Raw genomic sequence first — 19,794 nt, 5'->3', positions numbered from 1 at the left:
AATACCGTTGCACTCCGCCCCGCGAACGGCGAAAATAGTAGTGGCCTTTGCTGCCTTTGCGCTGGCTGAATTTGGGCAGCGATCGCCCGCGGGACCGTTCGATGGATGCAGCGACAGGATCTGGGAGGTGACCCGCTAGTGAACACCCTGAAGAACTCCGCAGCAGACGAGTGGCGGCTTCGACAATGACTATTATGGCGTTGTGGCTCAGTATGCGCGCGCATCGAGAATCGTCAACTTCCACGGAATTTGTCAGGGACCCTGAAAAGGTCGTCTCGTTGTGATCCGCGCTAGGCCATCGAACCCAAGCGAAGACAGATACGACGTCTCCCCCGAACCGAAATACTTTTGTAATCCGCGAGGTGGCCCGGGCGTGCGCTGCCTCAAAGTCGCGCGCATGGAGTATCGACTGTACTTCTCGATCGTGCGCCGCACGCTGCTGGCAGTGCTGCTGTGCGCGGCGGGCTGCGCGGCGCACCACGGCGGTTCCGATCCCCCGCCGCTTCTCGTGGTAGGCATCACAACGGCCCATCACGGCGCGTGTCGACCAGGTTCCCGGCAAATCTTCGGCTCACGAGCCGCGCGGTTGTTTTCCCAGCCGATACCTTACCGCGCGTACAAGTGCATGTCGCGCACGGAGGCAGACCTATTGCGAACCGGGTGCGGTGGGCACCAATTTGGGAAGAATATCGTCTTCGTCACGCTGGGCCACGCTCGCTCGGTACAGTTCGTACAAGACGGCATCGTGTCCGACGCTCACGTTCGGACGTTCGGTGAAGCGTGGGACGACAAGCGTCACCGTGCGACGATGTTTTTCGCTGTACTCGCCTTTCCGCACGCTCCGCCGCCGCTGGGAGTGCGCCGGTTCATCCATCGAGGCCCCCCGCTATACGGCGAGTTCAGCATCGCTGACGATCCCCTTGGCATCGCCGGCGGCGAATGCCCCACCGCGACGTAAGGCTTTAAGCCACTGCGATTTGGCGTGCCAGAGTGCAAAGCAGCATGGAGATACAGGCAAAGCGCATCGGAAGTTCTCCCTTCGGAACGACCCTAACTAGGGCGTTCGGCTATTACCAGTAGTCTGCGCCGAGGGTTGAGGGGCCGGGAATTGCAACGTTCGTTGGGCCGCTTGCGAGCTGAATCAAGAACGACCCATCAAACGATCCATTGTTGTATTGGGTGGCCTTCCGTTCGACGAGCGCATTTCCGTAGAGATAATCCGTGTAGTCGCGCTCAATGGCTCCATATTTCCACACGCCCGTCACGGTCGAGACGACAAAGCTCCCGGCAGGAACGCCGATCACCAACGTTCCGGCCTGTGCCGTCGTCACGAGAGACCAGTCGAGCGTACCGCCTGGCGAACCGCAAAAGTAATACTCGGCCGTACCCTGGACAATGGAATGGGCGTGGGAGAAATCGGCGGCAGCGCTGAGAATGGTCTCACTGCGGGGAGGCGATGCACATGGCATCGGAGGCGATAACGCGTTGGCTGCTGCCTTCTCGTCAAATCCGTCGCTCCAAATGGAATATACGACGATCATGTCCGATGAAATCGGATCAATCTCTTGCGTTTCGTCGTAGACCGAGCCCCTATATGTCGCGGGACCAAGGTATTCTAGAGATATGACTCCGCTTGTCGGAAGGGGCCACCGAGACGGCTCCACGATGCTGTCGACATACGTCCAGACCATCCCGGAGGACGGCGTCGAGAGTGGTCGGGGATCATTGAAAATTGGAACGCCACCCGCCTGCGGCGTTGCGGAGTCACCAGTTCCACACCCCAGTAAGCTAGCCATCGCCGCGACTGCCGCAGCCACTGCTAATGCGCCGCCCCGGGTAAGCGCAGGTCTGCCCACGCTTCTATCCTACAACCAAAAATATAGCCGTAAATGGGCCATGTAGATCACCCGACGAATTCTCTCGCTAAAAGCGCTGCCGCTCCCCATCGACCTCGGTGCCGCGGCCTACGTTTGCGAAGGCAAAACAACTTATTTCATGGCTTCGGCGCGCAAACGAATTTGGTGCAGCTGCCAAAGGTGAATGAAGCGCTGCAACTCTTCTTGCGTTTCGGGATCGATCTCGGTGAACTTCGTGCCGTGTGCCAGCGTTTTCGTCGCCGGGATGTAGAAGGTCGAGAGCACGGTGGCGCTCATGCGCATCGGCGAGAATGGGTTCGGCTGTGATTTGACCGTTTCCGGACGCAGCCCGAACGGCGTCTGTTTGAAAACTTCCTTTTCGATCGAAAGTTCGCTGATGAACTCGTCCGGCAGACGGAAGTCCAAATCGAGCACCGAGCCTTTGAGGAAATCTTCGTCGGTCGAGAGACGCAAGCCGCCGGCTGAAAGATCGTTCGCACGTCCGTGGCGCCTGCCCGGCCGGTCGCGTAACGTGTAGAGCACGTCGAATTCGACGGGCATACGAAATGACGACCGCTTCTGCGATGTCGTGGCTTTGCTCTTGCCCTCGCCCTTGGGCGCATCGGCAGGCTTGCGCCGGAAAAAGAACACGGCAGTTGGGCGTTGTCGCGGGCAGGCCTCGCTTCCTGCTCACCCAAAGACCACCGCGGGATGCTTCTCCACGATCGCTTGGCCGACGCGCTGGGTGCGGATGCCGTAAAAACTGCGCCCGAGGACTTGCGTGTTTACGCTTTCGATGCCTACACGGAGGGACGGCTGCCCGCAGCGGTCGTGCTTCCCGCAAGCACGCGTGAAGTGAGCGCGGTCGTAAAGATTGCGCGCGACTGCGGCGAACCGATCGTGCCGCGCGGCGCCGGCACGGGACTATGCGGCGGCGCCGTTCCGATCGACGGCGGCATCGTGCTCTCGTTCGCGCGGATGAATCGCATCCTCGACTATCAGCCCGCCCGCCGGCGTGCACGCGTGCAACCGGGTTTGATCAATCTCGATCTGTCGCGGGCGAGCGCAAGCGACGGCCTGTTCTACGCTCCGGACCCCTCGTCACAACGTATCGCGACGATCGGCGGCAACATCGCCACCAACGCGGGCGGCCCTCATTGTCTTTCATACGGCACGACCGTCAACCACGTGATCGCCCTCGAGATCGTCGACGACCGGGGCGAAGTCTTCACGACCGACATCGACCGTCCCGGCTACGATTTGACCGCTGCACTGGTCGGCAGCGAAGGGACGCTCGGGCTCGTCACCTCCGCGTGGGTACGCCTCGCGCGCATGCCCGAGGCCGTGCGCGTCTGGCTGGCCACGTTCTCCAACGTCGAAGCCGCCTCCGATGCGGTCTCGTCGATCATTGCGGCGGGTATCGTCCCGACCGCGCTCGAGATGATGGACGCGGTCGCGACACGCGCGGTCGAAGCCGCTTTCAAGGCCGGGTACCCAACCGACGCGGGAGCCGTCCTCTTGATCGAACACGCCGGCCTGAACGACGACATGGATACCTACGAATCGGAGATCGCGCACATCGTGCGCGAGCACGGCGCAAATTCATGGCGGGCGGCGCGCTCGCAAAGCGAACGCGATGCGCTCTGGGCGGGACGCAAAGGTGCGGCCGGCGCGATGGGCCGACTGGCTCCGAACTATTATCTGCAGGACGTCTGCGTCCGCCGCAGCACGTTGCCGAAGGCGCTGCACGCGGTCGAAACGATCGCCGGCGAAAACGGGCTCGTCGTCGCGAACGTTTTTCACGCCGGCGACGGCAATCTGCATCCGCTGCTCTGCTACGACAAACGCGATCGCAAACAGGTAGCCGCGGTGATCGAATCGGGCAATCAAATCCTGCAGATGGCGGTCGACCTCGGCGGCACGGTCTCGGGCGAGCACGGCATCGGCTACGAAAAACGCGAAGCGATGACCGCCGTATATTCGAGCGCGGACCTGGCGGCGATGGCCCGCGTGCGCGAAGTTTTCGACCCGGCACGGATCTTCAATCCCGAGAAAATCTTTCCGGCCGGGACGCGCTGCCCCGAGGTTGCGTCGGTCGCATGACCGCGCAATCGATCGCCGAGACGCTCGGCGCGTGCACGCGGGAGGGGCGCAGCGTCCTCGTCTGCGGGGGCAATACGCTGCGCGGCATGGGGCGCCCACCGCTACGTGCCGACGTCACGCTTTCGACGCTCGACTTGAACGCGATCGTCGAGGACGCACCGCACGATCTAACGATCGCCGCGCAAAGCGGCGTCACGCTGCGCACGCTCGCGACGACGCTGAGCAAACACGGCACGCACGTTCCTTTCGACGCGCCGCAGCCTGCCGATGCGACCGTTGGAGGAACGCTTGCCGCCGGCTGGCTTGGCCCGCGCCGTCACCTCTACGGCCGTCCGCGCGACTTCGTGATCGGAACGGTGGCCGTCTTGCCCGACGGCACGATCGCACGCGCGGGTGGGATGGTCGTCAAGAACGTCACCGGTTATGACCTGAGCCGGCTCTACGTCGGCTCTTTTGGTACGCTCGCGGTGCTCGTTCAAGTCAACTTGAAGACGATCGCCGCGCCGGCAGCGGCTCGCATGTTTCACCTGCGTCTCCCCGAGTACACGCGCGAACGCGCACTGGCGCAACTGCCGAATCTGGCGGTGACGCCGTCGGCGGCTTTTTGGATTGACGGTTACCGCGGCGCGGTCGACGGCGAGGACGGGCAAGAAGGACGCATGTCGGTCTTGCTCGAGGGTTCGCTCGATGTGCTCGAACGCGGTACGCGCGATCTGCGCTCGGCAATGGGCCGCGCCGGCGTTCCCGAGACGCGCGTCGTCGATGCGGGTGCGCGCGAATCGTTCGAGCGCATCGTCGACACCTATATCGCGTGCCTGGGCGAGCGCTCGGTCACCTATCGGATCGCGGGGTTCCCCGACGAGGCGCCGCCGCGCGCCGATGAATGTAAGGCGCTCGCGGCGCGGTTCGAATTGCGTTTCGATGCGATCGTCGACGCGATGAACGGTGACTTGCTCGTACGGGTCAGCGATTTGGACGCGCGCGCGTTCGGCGCGAAGATCGAGATGTTCGACGACGCGCTGCACGATCGCGAACCGCGCGCGGTGGTCATCGCCGGCAACCATCCCGGCCGCGCGCTGCTCAACGTGTGGGGCGAGCCGCCGGACGGCCTCGAACGGATGCGCGAACTCAAACGCCGCTTCGATCCCGAGAACATTCTGAATCCCGGCCGTTTCGTGGCCGGCCTCTAGTGCTTCGTTAGCCCATGTTCGGCGACATCGTCTTTGCGCTGCGCTCGGTCCTGCGCACGCCCGAACGCTTGCGTGCGCTCTTCGCCGGTGGTGCCGGGACCGTCTACGGCCTGCTGCGGTTCCTCTTGCGGGTGGTGCCGCTCGCGGCCGCGGCCCTCGCAGAGATTCGCCGGCGAGCCGAGCTGATTCCCGACGATCGACTGCGGTTTGAAGCGCTGGCGAGCGTCGACGGCAAGTCCTACCATGTCGCCGGCGCGTGCATTCTCGCGACATTTCTCCCGGCTGAGGCGGCCCGCGCCTACGTGGCCATCGTCGCGCCGCTCGAGAGCATCTACGATTATCTCGACAGCCTCTGCGATCGCCATCCCGGCGTGGACGTCGAAGCCTTTCCCGTGCTGCATCGAGCGATTGCGGATGCGCTGGATCCATCGGCTGCGCCGCGCGACTACTATGCGTGCGGACCCGCCGGTGAGGACGGCGGCTACCTGCGCGAACTCGTGCAGCGCACGCAGCACGCACTTTCCGCCGCTCCGCATCTCGATCTGCTCTTGCCGCATTTCGCGCACGCCGCGGCGCTCTACGGCGAGATGCAGACGCACAAACACTATCCCGCCGGAGAGCGCGAACGCCGCTGTGTCGGCTGGTACGAGCAACATCGCGAACGTTATCGCGAGATCGACTGGCACGAGTTCGCCTCGGCCGCCGGCTCGCAGTTCCACGTCTACGCCCCGCTCTTCGAAGCCTTTCGTAACCGCCCACAGGCAATCGCCGGCACCTACAACGCCTACTTCCCGTACGTGAGCGCGCTGCACGTGCTGCTCGATGCTTTTATCGATCAGGCCGAAGACCGTGAGCACGGTGAGCTGAACTTCAGCCGCGTGTATGGCGGTGCCGCCGCCCTGCGCGCGCGTTTACGCCGGCTCTTCGAAGCAGCCGACGAGCGACTGCGCCGGTTGCCGGGTAAGCGCGCGCACCGCTTCGTGCTCGACGTCATGACGCTGTTCTATTTGAGTCACCCCAAGATCGCGGCGCAAGGCCTGGAGCGCGAGGCTCGGGCGCTCCTGCGCACGAACGCCTGGACCAGGGACTAGCCGCACGATGCGGCTGAAGGTTAGGCACGGAGGGCTTTGATGCGCAAACGCACGATCGCCGCGCTCTTGGGCGCCAGCATTCTCCTCAGTTTTGCCGGTCCGGCGCGCGCCGACGAGCGGTCGATGGAAGCACTTCTGCTCGACGAACCGACCGCGGCCGAGGCGCAAGCGGATTCGATGCGTCTGAACGCGGAATCGCATTATGCCGGCACGCCGGGCGACGAGCACATAGCGGAATGGATGCGCAGCCAACTCGCCGCCGCCGGGTTCATCGCGACGAACGAGGTCTTCTCGCACGACGTTCCGTTCTCGCGCTTCCTCGGACTGGAGATGTTCCGGTATCCGCATTGGATCCGTTTCAAACTCGGCGAAGTGCCGATAGCGCAGGACCCCGACGGCACGCGGCGCGATGCCGGTCCGCCGTTCAACGCGTGGAGCGGCAGCGGCATCGTGGTGGCCAATGTCGTCGACGCCGGGCACGGGCTCGAATCCGACTACCGTTCGCTGGCAGCCCGTGGGATCGACGTCCGCACGCGCATCATGTTGATCCGCTACGGGCGCGAGTTTCGCGGAACGCTGGCCAAGCGCGCACAGGATCATGGCGCGGCGGGCGTGATCTTCTTCTCCGACCCGGCCGATCCCGACGGATCGCTGCATGGGCCCGCCTATCCCGATGGTCCGTATCGCCCTCTCGGCTCGGTGCAGCGCGGCGCGCTGATCGAGGGCGCGATTACGATTCCGACGCTGCCGGTGAATGCGCTCGTCGCCCAGCGCGTGCTCGCGACGATCGCGAACGGCATCAGCAACACACCGTTTCGGCTCAGCGTCGAGATGGACGTCAAACACAACGCGCGCCTGTGGAACACGGTCGGCGTACTTCCGGGGATCGATCCGACGCACAGCGTCGTGATCGGCGCACACCGCGACGCCTGGGTTTACGGCGTCACCGACAACGGCTCGGGCACCTCCGTCATTCTCACGGCCGCGCGGGCACTGGGCTATCTCTACCGCAGCGGCTGGCGTCCGCAATACTCGATCGTCGTCGTCGGATTCGACGGTGAAGAGATCGGCGAAGTCGGTTCAAAGGCGTACGTGCGCATGCACCAGGGCCAGCTCGAGAGCGGCTGCATCGCGTACATCAACGAGGACGAGGTCACGACCGGTCAGACCTTCGGTGCGAGCGCCGCGGCGGCGTTGCGCGACGCGATCGAGCCCGCGACCGAGATGGTCCCCGATCCGGCTACCCCGACGCAGACGCTCTATCAACGCTGGAAAGCGCAGCCGCAAGGGATACATGTACGCGCCCCCGGCGGCGGATCGGATTTCGAATCGTTTCTCTACGAACTCGGCATTCCGATTCTGCAGGTCGGCTTTCACGGCGTCTTCGGCACCTATCATTCGGGATTCGACGATCTCGACTACGCGATGACGCAGGCCGATCCGGGATTCGTGAATCACCGCGCACTGGCGCAAATGGTCGCGCTTTTGACGATGCGGCTTGCCGGCGGCATCATGCCCTATCGTCTCGTTCCCTACGCGAGCGTGCTGCGCGCCGGCGTCGCCGGGCTTGCCGGAACGCACTATCGCCACGATATTGCGCCGGTCTTACGCGCGGTAGATCGCTTCGCGTACCGCGCCGCGCTCGCCGACCATCGCGGGATCGACGGCAATATCGAGATCGGGCTCGTGCACCGCCTCGACAAGCTGGCCTACGGCGTAAACGGCTACGCCGCCGTTCCGGTTCCGATCCTGAGCGATGCGATTGCGAGCGGAAACGAAGCCGCGATCTCGGCCGCGGTCGGGCGCACGGTCCACGAGCTCGACGACGTCACGAGCGCGATCGCAGCCGCGACGCCGCGCCGGTAATGCGCGTCGGGCTGATCGGAGGAACCGGATTCATCGGCCGCCATCTCCAAGCGGCCTTGCGGGCGCGCGGCGACGATGTCGTCCTGGCCTCGCTGCGCGAGCCCGATACCTCGGCGGTTGCGGTGCGCAGCTGCGATGCGCTCGTCAACCTCGCCGGCGAACCGATCGCCCAACGTTGGACAGCGGCTGCGAAGGAACGCATGCGCGCCAGCCGCGTCGACGCTCCGCGCGCCTTGCTCGATGCGCTGGCACGCGATGCGCACCATCCGCCGGCCTACATCTCCGCCTCGGCAATCGGCTACTACCCGCCGAGCGAGAGCGCGACCTACACCGAGGCGAGCAATCACGGGAACGATTTTCTCGGCGAGCTATGCGCAGCATGGGAACGTGAAGCGCACCGCGCCGCCGAACTGGGCATGCGCGTTGCGATCGTGCGCACCGGCGTCGTGCTCGGCGTCGACGGCGGCGCGCTCGGGATGATGTTGCCGGCGTTCCGCTTTGGCTTCGGCGGCGTGATCGGTGACGGACGGCAGTGGGTCTCGTGGGTTCACGTCGACGACGTCGTGGGCATCTACCTGCATGCGCTCGACGGCGCGGAAGGCACGTTCAACGCGACCGCGCCACAGCCCGTAACCAACGCGCAGCTCACCCACGCCTTGGGTCGCGCACTGCACCGCCCGACCGTGCTTCCCACACCAACCTTTGCGCTGCGCGCGATCCTCGGCGAGGGCGCCGACATTTTGCTCAGCGGCGCGCGCGTGCTGCCGGAGCACACGATCGCTTCCGGCTATCGCTTCGCCTTCACGGGGCTGGACTCGGCACTTCGCGATCTCTTGCACTGACCCGGTTCTTAGCGGCCCTTGTCCGCCAGCGATCGGGTACAGCCCGGCAGCGCGCGCACGAGATTTCTGGTCAGATAGACCGTACGATTGGAAAAATCGAGCGAGACCGTGAAATCGCGCAGGATCGCGTAGCCGAAGCTCCCGCCGAAATCGCCCTCCGCCGTGATGCCCAGGTCTTCGGGCTGCACGTACATTTGAACGTCGTTGAACTGTGTGCCGCCGAGCCCAAAGGAGCGAACGCAGGCGGCACGCAGCGAGAACGAACCGCCCTCGCCCTGAGCGCTCTGAATCGAGCCCTGCGGATACCGCGCGTTGATGCCCAAATCTGCGAACGCGCGCGTGAGTACGGGCCAGCTGCCGCTGCCCGTGTCGAGCTCGAAATACGTATTTTGTCCGTCGACCTGCACCGGAACGGCCGGGACGGCGGCGCCCGAGACCAACCGCATCGGCAGCGCCGCTGCCTGCGTGGGAGGCGCGAACGAGCGCACCTCGTCGAATTCGATCATGCTGGTTTCATAATCGAGCGTCGTCACGAACGCGTGAAAGAACGTCTCTCCGAGCAAACCGTCGACTTGCGCGAATCCCGGGGGATGCGCGAGGCGCGGCGGCAATTCGACGCTGTACGCGACCGTGCGTTTTACCACCGCCCCGCCGACGTTCAGCGAATCGAGAACGAGCTGCCCGGCTTCCATCTGCTCCGCGCCGGCGCCGCTGACGTGTCGCATGCCGACGATATCCAGATTCAATTTGCGAACCAGCTCCGGTGAGACGATCGTCCACGTCGCTCCGGAATCGACGGCAAACCGGAACGGCCCTCGGCCATCGATCGTCACGTCGACGATCGGAATGCCTTCGACGATTTCGAATCGCGTCTGCGCCGCGCGCGCCGGTTCCCATGGCGTCACGATCAGGCCGATCGCGACGAGGCCGGCAAGCAGGCGCGCGAGCACTAACTCGCTACCGTTTCTTTGATCGTAAACTCGAGCGCTTCGAGATACTTCTCGGCATCCATCGCGGCCTTGCACCCGGCTCCCGCCGCGGTCACGGCTTGTTTGTAGGCGATGTCGTTGACGTCGCCCGCGACGAACACGCCCTCGACATTGGTCGAAGTCCCGTCCGGTGAGACGATGTAACCCATCTCATCGAGATCGAGCTGCCCGCGGAAGATCGCGGTGTTGGGCGTGTGCCCGATCGCAATGAACAGCGCATCGGCCTCGTATTCCATTACGCTGCCGTCGTGCACGTTGCGCAGCATTAGGCCGGTCACGTGATGCTCGCCGAGCACTTCGTCGACCACCGTATTCCAGATGAAATCGATCTTGGGATGCGAACGCACCCGCTCGGCCATGATCTTGCTCGCACGCAGGCCTTCGCGGCGATGAATCACCGTTACCCGGCGGCCGAAGCGGGTCAAGAAGAGCGCCTCTTCCATCGCCGAGTCGCCGCCGCCGACCACGACGATGTGCTTCTCGCGGAAAAACGCGCCGTCACAGGTTGCGCAAGTCGAGACGCCGCGGCCGCGCAGCTTCTCCTCGCCCGCAATGTCGAGCCAGCGCGCGCTCGCGCCGGTCGCGACGATCACCGTCTTGGCATGATATTCCTCATCCGCGGTGCGCACGACGAACGGGCGCTTCGAAAAGTCCACGTGGGTCGCGTCGACGTTCTCGATCCGCGCGCCGAAACGTTCGGCTTGCTCGCGAAATTTGATCATCAGATCGGGCCCCATGATCCCCTCGGGAAAACCCGGGTAATTCTCGACGTCGGTGGTCAGCATGAGCTGACCGCCGTACAGACCTCCGGCCAGAACCAGGGGCTGCAAATTCGCACGGGCCGCATAGATCGCGGCGGTCAATCCCGCCGGTCCGGACCCGATGATGAGGACTCGTTCCATATCGTTCTTTGGTTTCGACCCGGCGGCAGTGGGTCCCGGTTGCGCGGAGAAGAGGGCGAGCATGACTGCCTGGCCGAGGATTCCACTGGAAGATACGTTCGGCGACGTGCTGCGCAAGGCGATGCGCGGCAACGGCGTCGATACGCGCGCGCTCGCGGAACGCACCGGTATTTCACCCGCCGATATCGATGCCTGGCGGCAAGATCGCGGCGTCGCCGACGATGCGCAAGCGCGCGCGATCGCGCGCATTCTTCGCCTCGATCCCGGCAAGCTCGCCGATCGCGCGGCCGATGCCTGGTACCCGCCGGAGATCGAATTGCCCGACGTGCGCCACCATCCGCAGAACCCGCATCCCAGCAACGGCTTCATCTTTTTTCTCGACGGAGGGAGGCGCGCGGCGCTGGTCGATCCGGCGGGCATTCCGGCCAATCTCTTGCGTGCCGTGCGCGAAGGGCCGTATCACCTGCAATACATTCTCATCACGCACAAGCATGCCGATCACTGCGATGCAACGGCGGAGGTCGCAGCAGCTTTTCCGCAAGCGCAAATCGTCATGCACCGCCTCGACGTCGGCGCGATCGGCTCGCTCGCGCATAAAGCGCTTGCCGTGCGCGACGGCGAGGCCCTGCCGTTCGGCGAGGGCGCCGAGATCCGCATGCTGCACACGCCGGGTCACACCGACGGATCGGTCTCGTATCTCTTCAAATCGACCGTGTTCACCGGTGACACGCTCTTCGCCGGCAGCGTCGGCGGCATCTTCGCCGATGAGAGCACCTATGACGATCTCTTGCACAGCGTGCGAACGAAACTTTTCACGTTGCCCGAAGCTACGGTGATCATGCCGGGACACGGACCACCCTCGACGATCGAGCTCGAACGCGCGCACAACCCGTTTTTTTAGCGTGAGGCCGCGGGGACGACCAACCGTGAGCCGTCGCTGGCCGTGATGACCGCGCCGCTCCGGTGCGGCGCGTCTTCGGTTTCGCGGATCAATTCGAACTGCAGAACGATGGTGCCTGACTTCGGGATGGTCTCCGTCACCTGCGTCGGCGAACAGACCTTCATATCGCAGAACGCCGCGATCCATCCCTGGGCGACGTCGCTCGTGTGGAGATGAATCGTGGCTCCAGGTTTGCCCGAGACCGTCAGGCGATATTTTGCGGCCGCCTGCGTCGCGGTCGGCAGATCCGTTCCGTTCCAAGGGGTAATCCCGATGGCGGCGAGGACGAGGGGTAGGAACATGCGGGGCCTTTCCTAGCGGCTAACTCCGGAGCTTATACCCGCTCGCCACCATTCGCAACGCGATCGCCAGCGCGACGGCGCTGAGCAGCGCGATGGCGCTCACCGATACGGCGGGCGAGAGATAACTCTCCCCGGTATAGCTGCGGCGGAAGGCGTCGATCGTGTAGAAGATCGGGTTGAAGAGTTCGAGACGACGCAACACCAGCGGCAGCATTTGGGCCGAGGTAAAAACGCCCCCCACGAAGGTCAGCGGCGTAATGATGAACGTCGTCAAGACAGCCAGGTGATCGAACTTCTCCGCGATCAATCCGAAGATCAGGCCGAGTGAGGAAAACAAGACCGATACCAGCGTGAGTACGCCGAGATACAAAACCCAATTTTGCGGCCACGTATGCACCAGCACCGCGCCGAGCAGGGTGATCAGCACGGCGATCAGATAGGTGCGCGCGAGCGAGCCGAGCACGTACCCCGCGACGACCTCGAACGCCGACATCGGCGCGATGAGCATCTCCTGGATCGAGTTCATGAAGCGGCCCTGGAATACCGAACTCGAACACTCGCCGTACGACGAATCGATCGATTGCAGCATGATCAGGCCCGGAATGAGGAACTGCGCGTAGCTTACGCCCTGAACGCTTTGAATGCGGCTTCCGAGCGCCAGACCGAAGACGAAGACGTAAAGCAGCGTCGAAATGATCGGCGGCCAGATCACCTGATTGATGATCTTGAGGCTGCGGATGACCTCGCGTTTGACGAGCGTCCACAGCGCAACGCCGTTGAACGAAGAAGTTTTTATCCTCGTTGGCGTGGTCGTCACGTTCTGGTCAACTCCAAGAAGACGTCCTGCAGGCTCGCGCCGTCGGCGATCAGCTCGTGGGTCGGCTTCTGGGCTACGATACGTCCCTGACGGATGATCGCGATGTTTTTGCAGAGCTCTTCGGCTTCTTCCAAATAATGCGTGGTGAGGAAAATCGTCAGCCCGTCGCCGTTCAATTCGCGCAGGAGGTCCCACAGTTCCAACCGCAGCTCGACGTCGACGCCGGCGGTGGGTTCGTCGAGGATCACCAGTTGCGGTTGATGGATCAGCGCACGCGCGAGCGTGAGACGGCGCTTCATGCCGCCGGAGAGGCGTGTGTATTCGACCTTCGCCTTGCTCGCCAACCCGAAGCGCTCGAGCAGCATGTCCGCCCGTTCGCGTACGGCCGGTCCGCGCAGGCCAAAATATCCCGCCTGGAAGATCAGCACGTCGCGAATCGAGAGATACCGGTCGAAGTTGTACTCTTGCGGTGCAAGCCCGATGACGCGGCGCGCTTCGCGCCATTGCGCGCGGTTGTCGTAGCCGTGGACGGAAATCGCGCCGGCGTCCGGCTTCGCGAGTCCGACGATCGCGTTGATGGTCGTGGTCTTGCCGGCGCCGTTGGGTCCGAGAAAGCCGTAGAACTCCCCCGCCTCGACTCGCAGCGAAACGTCGTCGACGGCGGTGAAATCGCCGTAACGCTTGACGAGATGGTCGATGACGATGGCAGGTGTTACGGCACGAATCCTTTGAGACGTCTGTAGCGGTGCCGTCGCAAGGTTGCGATCAGCTCGATACTCTCCGGAATCCCACAATCGGCGAGCTGGGTTGCAACTTTCTTTACGTCGAACTCGACGCGGCGATGTTTGACCTCCCAGCCGCCGGCACGTTCGGTAAAGATCGCGTAGCAGGCACGCGCATCGCCGTCCTTGGGGAGACCCGCCGATGCGACGTTGACCAGAATTTTTCCGCGCCAGATCCGCACGTAAGGCAGGTGAAGGTGCCCGAACGCGATGGCGGTCGCGCGTTCATCGCCGACGAGCCGGACGAGTGTTTCTTCGTCGGCGTCGGGCCAGAGATGTTCGTCGTCGTTCGACGGATTAGCGTGCACGACCAGCAGCTGATTGTCGTCGTCACCGATGCGAATCGCGAACGGCAGATCGGCCAGCCACGAGAGCCACTTCTCGCCTAGGTCACGCCGGGCCCACTCCAGCAGTGCGTGTTCCTGCGTTTCGAATTTTTCGGCGCCGGGAGTGGCGAGATAGCGGTCGGTGTTGCCGCGAATCGATTGCGCTCCAACCTCCTCGAGCCGCTGCAGCACTTTCTTCGGTTTGGGACCATCGAGGCAAAGGTCGCCCGCCGCGATGATCGCGTCGGCGCCGCCTTGCGCATGCAGATCGGCCAAGCACGCGTCCAGACCGACGAGATTTCCGTGTATATCGGAAACGACCGCGACGCGCATGCGTGAAAAGCGCTCAGTCGCGCTTGAAAGCGAGGGCGAGCAGTGCCGGCGCGATACCGACCTTCTCGAAATCGTAGAGATCGATGCCCTCGACGACCACGCCGGCCTTGCGCAGACGCGTCAGCGTCGTGCGATAGCGCACGTCGGCAATCACGTGGTGTTCGCCGATACAGAGCACGCCGGCGGCGCGCTCCTCCCCCAGATCGACTCCGATCGTACGAAATCCCGCGAACGCGCGGGCGTCGAGTTTATCGGGCGCGATCACGACCGTATCGCGCGCGACCGCGCAGGCGACCGACCGCAGCGAGGAAACGTCGGGCGCGAGCGCAACTTCCACGACCTGATAACCATGCGCGCCGGCAACTGCGGCGAAACCCGCGCGGCCGATGGCGTTGCCGCGCGTTCCGTTGCCTACGAATGCCGTACGGCCGACGAGCAGCACGTCGCCGCCGTCGAGCAGTCCCGGCGCCGCGATGTATCCGGCAATCGGAATATCGTGCCGCGAAAACTCCGCCTCCACGCGATCCGCCTCCGCGCGACGCGACATTGCGCTCGGGCGCATGATCAGCACGCCGTCTTCGAACACCACGGCGGCATCGCCGATCGCGGTCTCGTACGGATCGTCACCGCGCGGTTCGAGCACGATCGCCTCGACGCCGAAATACGCGAGCGTCTTGCGGAGAATTTCGTGCTGTTCGAGCGCGCGCGTGTACACCGCGCCGGGTTCGCCGGGCAGCGCCTTCGCCGCTTCGAGCGCGGCGTTCGGCTTCATTAAAAGGGCGGCGCGCAGTTTGCCGGTCGGTGTGCCCACCAGGCGCGGCCCAAAGTCGATGCTCGTCATCGGTTCCTTTGCTTGTCGAGGACTTACGGAATGGCTTGGTAGCTCGACGGATACGGGACCGCTCCGAAAAAGTCCGCCATGTCGGTTGAGAGCAGATCGGAGAGCGAGAGGGCCGGGAGGCCGAGGAGCTCTTCTTCAGTTTTGACCACGCTTGCCACGCTCAAGTGCCGGTGGCCCACGTAGCCGGGCCGCGCCAGCGGGGAAACGACCAGGGCAAAACTACGTGCCGGATTGACGTGATCACGCGGGCTGAGAACGCCTTCTCCGACGATGAAGACGGCGGTCGAGGACCAGTGGGGCGTGCCGCTCAGGAAGGCGATCACGCGGCCGAGCGCGCGATCGGCTCCGGCTAAGCCGTCTGCCGACGCGGCGGGAAGCCGAATGTAGGTGAACGCCGGCTCCTCGTCCGCCTGCACCAACCGGCTCATGTCGTCGATGAACTCGTCCGCCCGGGTGCCGTCGCCGATCTGCGGGTTCCACCCGGCATAATCCAGGTCCACGTGCCCGTCGAGCGCCGCCAAGGCCGGCACATCGAGCGTATAGAGCCCGCCCGGCCCCCCCAAGGCCGGCGCAGGCCGGCCGTTTCTGGATCGGGGCGGGCTTTGGGGTCGATAGCCCGAGAGGGTCAGCATTCCGCCGTAATCGCGGTAAGAGAGCCCGGCTCGCGCCAGCGCGTTGAAGAGATAGCCCGCCCGGGGGTAATCCTCGGGATCGTTGCCATGGTCGTCGAGCGGCATCCGTGCCGCGTTGACGTGCAGCACGCGCTGCGTGTAGAGCGAGGCCTCGCCCGCGAGCGAGGCCTGGGCGTTGATATCGGGGTCCGGATCGGCGACGTAAAAGTTGTCGGCGATGCCGTATGCCTTCGCGAGTGCGTGCAGATTCGGAGTCACGCTTGCGCCGTCGACGGTGTACGCCGGGTCGCCGTTGCCTTCTCCCAGATCGCCGAAAATCGCGTCGTAATTTTGGTCGCCGATCGCGATGTACACGACGTGATCGATGACGCTGCTGCGCTTCCCCGAACCCATCGGCGGGACGACGGCATTGAGCTTGGCAGCGCTCGGCGTGCGATCGTAGCGAAACGCGGAGAGCGTCGCGGCTTCGAGCGGCAGCCTCCGCAAGTCGATGCGCTGCAATTCGCCCCACCCGTCGACTCCCTTGGCCGAAGTGACGTAGAGATATCGTCCGTTCGGCGAGAGCGCGAGCGCGCTGGGATACCAGCCGGTGGGAATGAGTCCGAGCCGGTGCAGCCGCGCCGGCGCGCGCGCATCGAGTACGGCTACGGCATTCAGGCCGGCCAGCGCGACGTAGAGGCGTCTGTCGTCGCGCGAGAGCACCTCGGCGCTGGGCTGCGTACCGTACGGCCAGCCGACGGCTTGCCGCAGATCCAATCCTGCGACGACGTGCGGTTCGCCGTCGAGCGAAACGGTTGCAACGCGGTCCACGTTGGCCATCGTGACGTATGCGTACGCGCCATGATGACGCACCACGATCGCATCCGGACGCGCGCCGCCGACGTCCACCGCGCCGTCGGGTGTCGGATCCATCGCAAGGTTCGGCAGCGCGTCCGTCATGTCGATCTCACCGGTCGGGCGCAAACTGAAGACGGAGAGCGAGGAAGCTTGCGTTTCGTCCGATGCCGGATTGGCGAAACGCGGGGCGCGCACCGGCTGCGAGAGCGCGCCGTAGCTCGAGAGCCCGCCGTTCACGACGTAGAGCCGATCGCCGGCGGCGGCGATACCCGCCGGGAAATATCCCGTTTGCGCATCACCGAGCACCCGTCGCGCGCCGACGTCGATTGCGGTAACGCGATTACCGAGATCGCTCGCGACGTAGGCGGTGCGTCCGTTCGGCGCGAGCGCTATTGCGTCCGCAAATCCGCCGACGGCGACATTCTGCTGCTCGAGCGTCAACGACCCATCGGGGTTCAAATCGAAAAAGTGAACGACGCCGTGTGCGCCGTCGGGCACGAGCACGAGCGTGCGCAAGAGATTGGAAGGATCGCGGGTTACGGCTAGGCCGGTGAAGAGTGCAAGTGCGGGATCGTGGTACACGCTCGCGATCCGCATCGTGCGCGTATCCACGACGGTAAGCGAATAGCCGGCGACGATATTCGACGATGATCGCGGCGGCGACGGCGGATTGGGATTTTGTTCGGCATTGGCGACGATCGCGTAACGGCCGTCGGGAGTAACGGCGACGGCGAGCGGATCGGTGCCGACGAAGATCGCATCGCCCAGCGGCGCCGCGATGCGTCCGTCGGGCAAAACCGCATCGGTTGCTCGCTCTGCCGACGCACCGGCAAGCCGGTCGCGCGCAGGAGCAGAGTAGACGGTCAACGGAGCCGAACGCGGTGCCGCGCCCAGCAAAACGGCGGCCAATGCCGCCGCAATGGGTCCTACAGGCTTCACCCGGTTAGGCTACGGACGCGCGGTCCGCGGAACCTTTTCGTCAGGGAAGCTCGAGCGCGCGACCGACACGGCGAGCGCCTTCGCGCGCCGCCGCCTTCTCGAGATGACCGAATGAAAGCCGCAATGCCGGTGGTCCCGTTCGCGTCGGATAGAACGGCTCAGCCGGCATCACCAGCACGCCTTCGCGCGCGCATGCATCAAATGCCGCCTGCGTCGAGATCCGCGACGGGAGGGGCAGCCAAACGTTCACGCCCGCCGCCGGAGAACGAATTTGTGACCACGCAACATATTCGCCGAGCGCATCGACGAACGCATCGCGGCGCTCGCGATAAAGCGCACGGGAGCTGCGCAAGTGGCGTTGATATGCGGGCGAGTTCATGAAGCGCCAAAGCGCCCGCTGCGTGAGTGTCGACGTGAAGACGTCGGCGCGCATCTTCGCCACTTCGAGCGCCGCGGCGATGGCGCCGCGGGCGTAAACGTATCCGATGCGCAGCGCCGGGAAGATCGACTTCGAGAGGCTCTCCATTACCACCACGCGGCCGTCGGTGTCGAACGCGGCAAGCGGTTGCGGCGCGGGACCGTCATAGGTGAGCTGCCAGCCGGTCTGATCTTCCAACACCATGACATCGTACCGGCGTGCAAGTGCGACGATCTGCTTCGCGCGGCGAGCCGGCAAGACGGCGCCGGTCGGATTCTGCGCGATCGGATTCACGTAGAACAAGCGCGGGCGATATTCGGCGAAGACTCGCTCGACGTCGTCGACACGCACGCCGTCATCATCGCTGCGGACTTCGACGTATGTCACGCCGCGAGCATCGAAGACGCCGAGCGTTCCCGAATAGGTTGGACTCTCGCTGGCGACGACGCTGCGCGCTTCGAGCAGCACGTTCGCCACCAGATCGGCGGCTTGCTGTGCGCCGCTGCACACGAGCACCTCGCTTGCATCGGCCTGCACGCCGCGCGAGCGCAAGAGCTCGGCGAAGGTTTCGCAGAGCTGCGTATCGCCGGCAGACGAACGATACTGCATCATCTCGGGCGGATCGTCGAGAAGCGTCCGATGCACCGCGCGGCCGAAATCGGCGAGCGGAAACGTTTCGGGCGCCGGATGTCCGGTTGCCAGCGTAATCGCGCCGGGATGATTCGCGCGGGTGAGCTGCTCCATGACACCGTCGAGCCGCTGCGCGCGCGAGAAGCGCGAGACGTCGGGTTCCCACCGCGGGGAAAACGGCGTCGGCGCTTCCGGCGGCCCGGCGACGAACGTGCCTTTCCCGACACGCGAGAGGACGCGTCCGCGCGCCGCCAGCAATTCGTACGCTTGCGTGACCGTGACGAGGGCGCAGCCCAGATCGCGCGCGAGCACGCGCATCGCGGGAAGCCGGTCGCCCGGCGCGAGCGCGCCGGACTCGATCGCTTCCGCGAACTGGTCGGCGAGTTGAACGTAGAGGGGACGACCGTCTCGCGGGTCGAGGCTCAGGGAAGCTCGGGAGAAGTCACGTCCGTCGGTCAACGCTTGTCGAGGCGATAGCCGATGCCCCGTACGCTCGAGATCTCGAGCGGGGCGTCGACTTCGAGCAGTTTCTTGCGCAGCGCCGCTACGTGCACGTCGACCACGCGGGTCGGGACACCCGACGTGTCGTTCCACACCTGCTCGAGAATTTGGGCACGGGTGAGAAGCCGGCCCTCAGCCTCACCTAAAAACCACAGCAATCGAAACTCGAGTGCGGTCAACGAGACGTTCGTGCCGCCGTTGTGCAGCGTATGGAAATCGCGATCGAGCTGCGAGCTGCCCAGGGCGAGAATATTGTTGCCCTCTTTCTTCTGCGCGAATTTCTCGCGCCGGCGCAGAAACGAGGCGATGCGCGCAACCAGCTCGTTGCCCGAGAAGGGCTTGGTGATGTAGTCGTCCGCGCCCAACCCCAGGCCGAGCAGGATGTCTTGCTCGCGCGAGTGGCCGCTGACCATCAGGATGAAGGCGTTGTTCGAATTCGAAAGCGAGGTGCAGACGTCTAGGCCCGAGATGTCGGGCAAGCCGACGTCGAGCACGACCACGTCCGGCTTGTAGCTGTCCGCCAATTCCAGCCCCTCGGCACCGCTCGACGTCACCCGAACCTCGTAACCGGCACGCTCGAGGACCGTCTGCTCTAAGCGAGCGACGTCCTCGTCGTCCTCAATTACCAACATCCGTGCTAGAGCCATCGAGCACTCA

Annotated in this window: 19 protein-coding genes; 7 read left to right on the top strand and 12 right to left on the bottom strand. The window is 64.5% G+C overall.

The annotated features are described in order from the left end of the window. The first annotated feature begins 397 nt into the window (after positions 1-397). The gene (locus tag VMF11_12825; GenBank protein HTU71187.1) at positions 398-958 is read left to right on the top strand and encodes a hypothetical protein; all 561 of its coding nucleotides are present in this window, start codon (positions 398-400) and stop codon (positions 956-958) included. Positions 959-1,070: 112 nt separating this feature from the next. Here the strand turns inward: VMF11_12825 and VMF11_12820 are convergent, their stop codons facing one another. Together VMF11_12820 and VMF11_12815 are read right to left on the bottom strand one after the other, a co-directional pair. Further along, positions 1,071-1,541 (bottom strand): hypothetical protein, encoded by a 471-nt coding sequence (locus tag VMF11_12820; protein HTU71186.1) that lies wholly within the window; start codon positions 1,539-1,541, stop codon positions 1,071-1,073. Positions 1,542-1,988: 447 nt separating this feature from the next. Next, positions 1,989-2,507, bottom strand: coding sequence for a PilZ domain-containing protein (locus VMF11_12815; GenBank protein HTU71185.1), 519 nt, complete (start codon positions 2,505-2,507; stop codon positions 1,989-1,991). Between the two features lie 60 nt (positions 2,508-2,567). On the opposite strand from VMF11_12815, the gene VMF11_12810 reads away from it, so the two are divergent. The 5 genes from VMF11_12810 to VMF11_12790 are packed head-to-tail and all read left to right on the top strand — an operon-like array spanning position 2,568 to position 8,948. Next, positions 2,568-3,959 (top strand): FAD-linked oxidase C-terminal domain-containing protein, encoded by a 1,392-nt coding sequence (locus VMF11_12810; GenBank protein HTU71184.1) that lies wholly within the window; start codon positions 2,568-2,570, stop codon positions 3,957-3,959. Next, complete coding sequence (locus tag VMF11_12805; GenBank protein ID HTU71183.1) at positions 3,956-5,149, top strand: FAD-binding oxidoreductase; 1,194 nt, start codon at positions 3,956-3,958, stop codon at positions 5,147-5,149. The genes VMF11_12810 and VMF11_12805 overlap by 4 nt, the downstream gene beginning before the upstream one ends. Before the next feature lie 14 nt (positions 5,150-5,163). Next, positions 5,164-6,240 carry a DUF2600 family protein gene (locus VMF11_12800; GenBank protein HTU71182.1) on the top strand — a complete coding sequence of 359 codons (1,077 nt, stop codon included), beginning with the start codon at positions 5,164-5,166 and terminating at the stop codon, positions 6,238-6,240. A gap of 39 nt (positions 6,241-6,279) precedes the next feature. Beyond that, complete coding sequence (locus VMF11_12795; protein HTU71181.1) at positions 6,280-8,106, top strand: M28 family peptidase; 1,827 nt, start codon at positions 6,280-6,282, stop codon at positions 8,104-8,106. Further along, entirely contained in the window at positions 8,106-8,948 is an 843-nt protein-coding gene (locus tag VMF11_12790) for a TIGR01777 family oxidoreductase (protein ID HTU71180.1), read from the top strand. Before VMF11_12795 ends, VMF11_12790 begins: the two co-directional genes overlap by 1 nt. 8 nt (positions 8,949-8,956) lie before the next feature. On the opposite strand, the gene VMF11_12785 is transcribed toward VMF11_12790, so the two are convergent. Together VMF11_12785 and trxB are read right to left on the bottom strand one after the other, a co-directional pair. Next, positions 8,957-9,898 (bottom strand): retroviral-like aspartic protease family protein, encoded by a 942-nt coding sequence (locus VMF11_12785; GenBank protein ID HTU71179.1) that lies wholly within the window; start codon positions 9,896-9,898, stop codon positions 8,957-8,959. After that, positions 9,898-10,839 carry a thioredoxin-disulfide reductase gene (trxB, locus tag VMF11_12780; GenBank protein ID HTU71178.1) on the bottom strand — a complete coding sequence of 314 codons (942 nt, stop codon included), beginning with the start codon at positions 10,837-10,839 and terminating at the stop codon, positions 9,898-9,900. The genes VMF11_12785 and trxB overlap by 1 nt, the downstream gene beginning before the upstream one ends. A 61-nt stretch (positions 10,840-10,900) precedes the next feature. Here trxB and VMF11_12775 point away from each other — a divergent pair, with 61 nt between their 5' ends. Continuing rightward, positions 10,901-11,740, top strand: coding sequence for an MBL fold metallo-hydrolase (locus tag VMF11_12775; protein ID HTU71177.1), 840 nt, complete (start codon positions 10,901-10,903; stop codon positions 11,738-11,740). Here VMF11_12775 and VMF11_12770 read toward each other — a convergent pair. The 8 genes from VMF11_12770 to VMF11_12735 are packed head-to-tail and all read right to left on the bottom strand — an operon-like array spanning position 11,737 to position 19,784. After that, the gene (locus VMF11_12770; GenBank protein ID HTU71176.1) at positions 11,737-12,081 is read right to left on the bottom strand and encodes a hypothetical protein; all 345 of its coding nucleotides are present in this window, start codon (positions 12,079-12,081) and stop codon (positions 11,737-11,739) included. The genes VMF11_12775 and VMF11_12770 overlap by 4 nt on opposite strands. Positions 12,082-12,100: 19 nt before the next feature. Continuing rightward, positions 12,101-12,898 carry an ABC transporter permease gene (locus VMF11_12765; GenBank protein HTU71175.1) on the bottom strand — a complete coding sequence of 266 codons (798 nt, stop codon included), beginning with the start codon at positions 12,896-12,898 and terminating at the stop codon, positions 12,101-12,103. Beyond that, positions 12,895-13,692: an ABC transporter ATP-binding protein gene (locus tag VMF11_12760; protein HTU71174.1), complete on the bottom strand. Its 798-nt coding sequence runs from the start codon at positions 13,690-13,692 to the stop codon at positions 12,895-12,897. The genes VMF11_12765 and VMF11_12760 overlap by 4 nt, the downstream gene beginning before the upstream one ends. Then, entirely contained in the window at positions 13,611-14,339 is a 729-nt protein-coding gene (locus tag VMF11_12755) for a metallophosphoesterase family protein (GenBank protein HTU71173.1), read from the bottom strand. Before VMF11_12755 ends, VMF11_12760 begins: the two co-directional genes overlap by 82 nt. 13 nt (positions 14,340-14,352) lie before the next feature. Continuing rightward, positions 14,353-15,180 carry a hypothetical protein gene (locus VMF11_12750; protein HTU71172.1) on the bottom strand — a complete coding sequence of 276 codons (828 nt, stop codon included), beginning with the start codon at positions 15,178-15,180 and terminating at the stop codon, positions 14,353-14,355. 23 nt (positions 15,181-15,203) lie between these two features. Continuing rightward, complete coding sequence (locus tag VMF11_12745) at positions 15,204-17,588, bottom strand: hypothetical protein (GenBank protein ID HTU71171.1); 2,385 nt, start codon at positions 17,586-17,588, stop codon at positions 15,204-15,206. A 40-nt stretch (positions 17,589-17,628) separates the two neighbouring features. Next, the gene (locus tag VMF11_12740) at positions 17,629-19,095 is read right to left on the bottom strand and encodes a PLP-dependent aminotransferase family protein (GenBank protein HTU71170.1); all 1,467 of its coding nucleotides are present in this window, start codon (positions 19,093-19,095) and stop codon (positions 17,629-17,631) included. After that, the gene (locus tag VMF11_12735; protein HTU71169.1) at positions 19,092-19,784 is read right to left on the bottom strand and encodes a response regulator transcription factor; all 693 of its coding nucleotides are present in this window, start codon (positions 19,782-19,784) and stop codon (positions 19,092-19,094) included. Before VMF11_12735 ends, VMF11_12740 begins: the two co-directional genes overlap by 4 nt. Positions 19,785-19,794: the final 10 nt, after the last annotated feature.

It is taken from the genome of Candidatus Baltobacteraceae bacterium (assembly GCA_035502855.1).
In the GTDB taxonomy this organism is placed as follows: Bacteria; Vulcanimicrobiota; Vulcanimicrobiia; order Vulcanimicrobiales; family Vulcanimicrobiaceae; genus Aquilonibacter.
This window is presented reverse-complemented; position numbering and strand designations above follow the sequence as displayed.

Coding starts and splice junctions, on each gene's coding strand:
- VMF11_12825 (HTU71187.1), top strand. CDS start 398: ATGGAGTATCGACTGTACTTCTCGATCGTGCGCCGCACGCTGCTGGCA.
- VMF11_12820 (HTU71186.1), bottom strand. CDS start 1,541: ATGATCGTCGTATATTCCATTTGGAGCGACGGATTTGACGAGAAGGCA.
- VMF11_12810 (HTU71184.1), top strand. CDS start 2,568: ATGCTTCTCCACGATCGCTTGGCCGACGCGCTGGGTGCGGATGCCGTA.
- VMF11_12805 (HTU71183.1), top strand. CDS start 3,956: ATGACCGCGCAATCGATCGCCGAGACGCTCGGCGCGTGCACGCGGGAG.
- VMF11_12800 (HTU71182.1), top strand. CDS start 5,164: ATGTTCGGCGACATCGTCTTTGCGCTGCGCTCGGTCCTGCGCACGCCC.
- VMF11_12795 (HTU71181.1), top strand. CDS start 6,280: ATGCGCAAACGCACGATCGCCGCGCTCTTGGGCGCCAGCATTCTCCTC.
- VMF11_12790 (HTU71180.1), top strand. CDS start 8,106: ATGCGCGTCGGGCTGATCGGAGGAACCGGATTCATCGGCCGCCATCTC.
- trxB (HTU71178.1), bottom strand. CDS start 10,839: ATGGAACGAGTCCTCATCATCGGGTCCGGACCGGCGGGATTGACCGCC.
- VMF11_12775 (HTU71177.1), top strand. CDS start 10,901: ATGACTGCCTGGCCGAGGATTCCACTGGAAGATACGTTCGGCGACGTG.
- VMF11_12770 (HTU71176.1), bottom strand. CDS start 12,081: ATGTTCCTACCCCTCGTCCTCGCCGCCATCGGGATTACCCCTTGGAAC.
- VMF11_12755 (HTU71173.1), bottom strand. CDS start 14,339: ATGCGCGTCGCGGTCGTTTCCGATATACACGGAAATCTCGTCGGTCTG.
- VMF11_12750 (HTU71172.1), bottom strand. CDS start 15,180: ATGACGAGCATCGACTTTGGGCCGCGCCTGGTGGGCACACCGACCGGC.
- VMF11_12735 (HTU71169.1), bottom strand. CDS start 19,784: ATGGCTCTAGCACGGATGTTGGTAATTGAGGACGACGAGGACGTCGCT.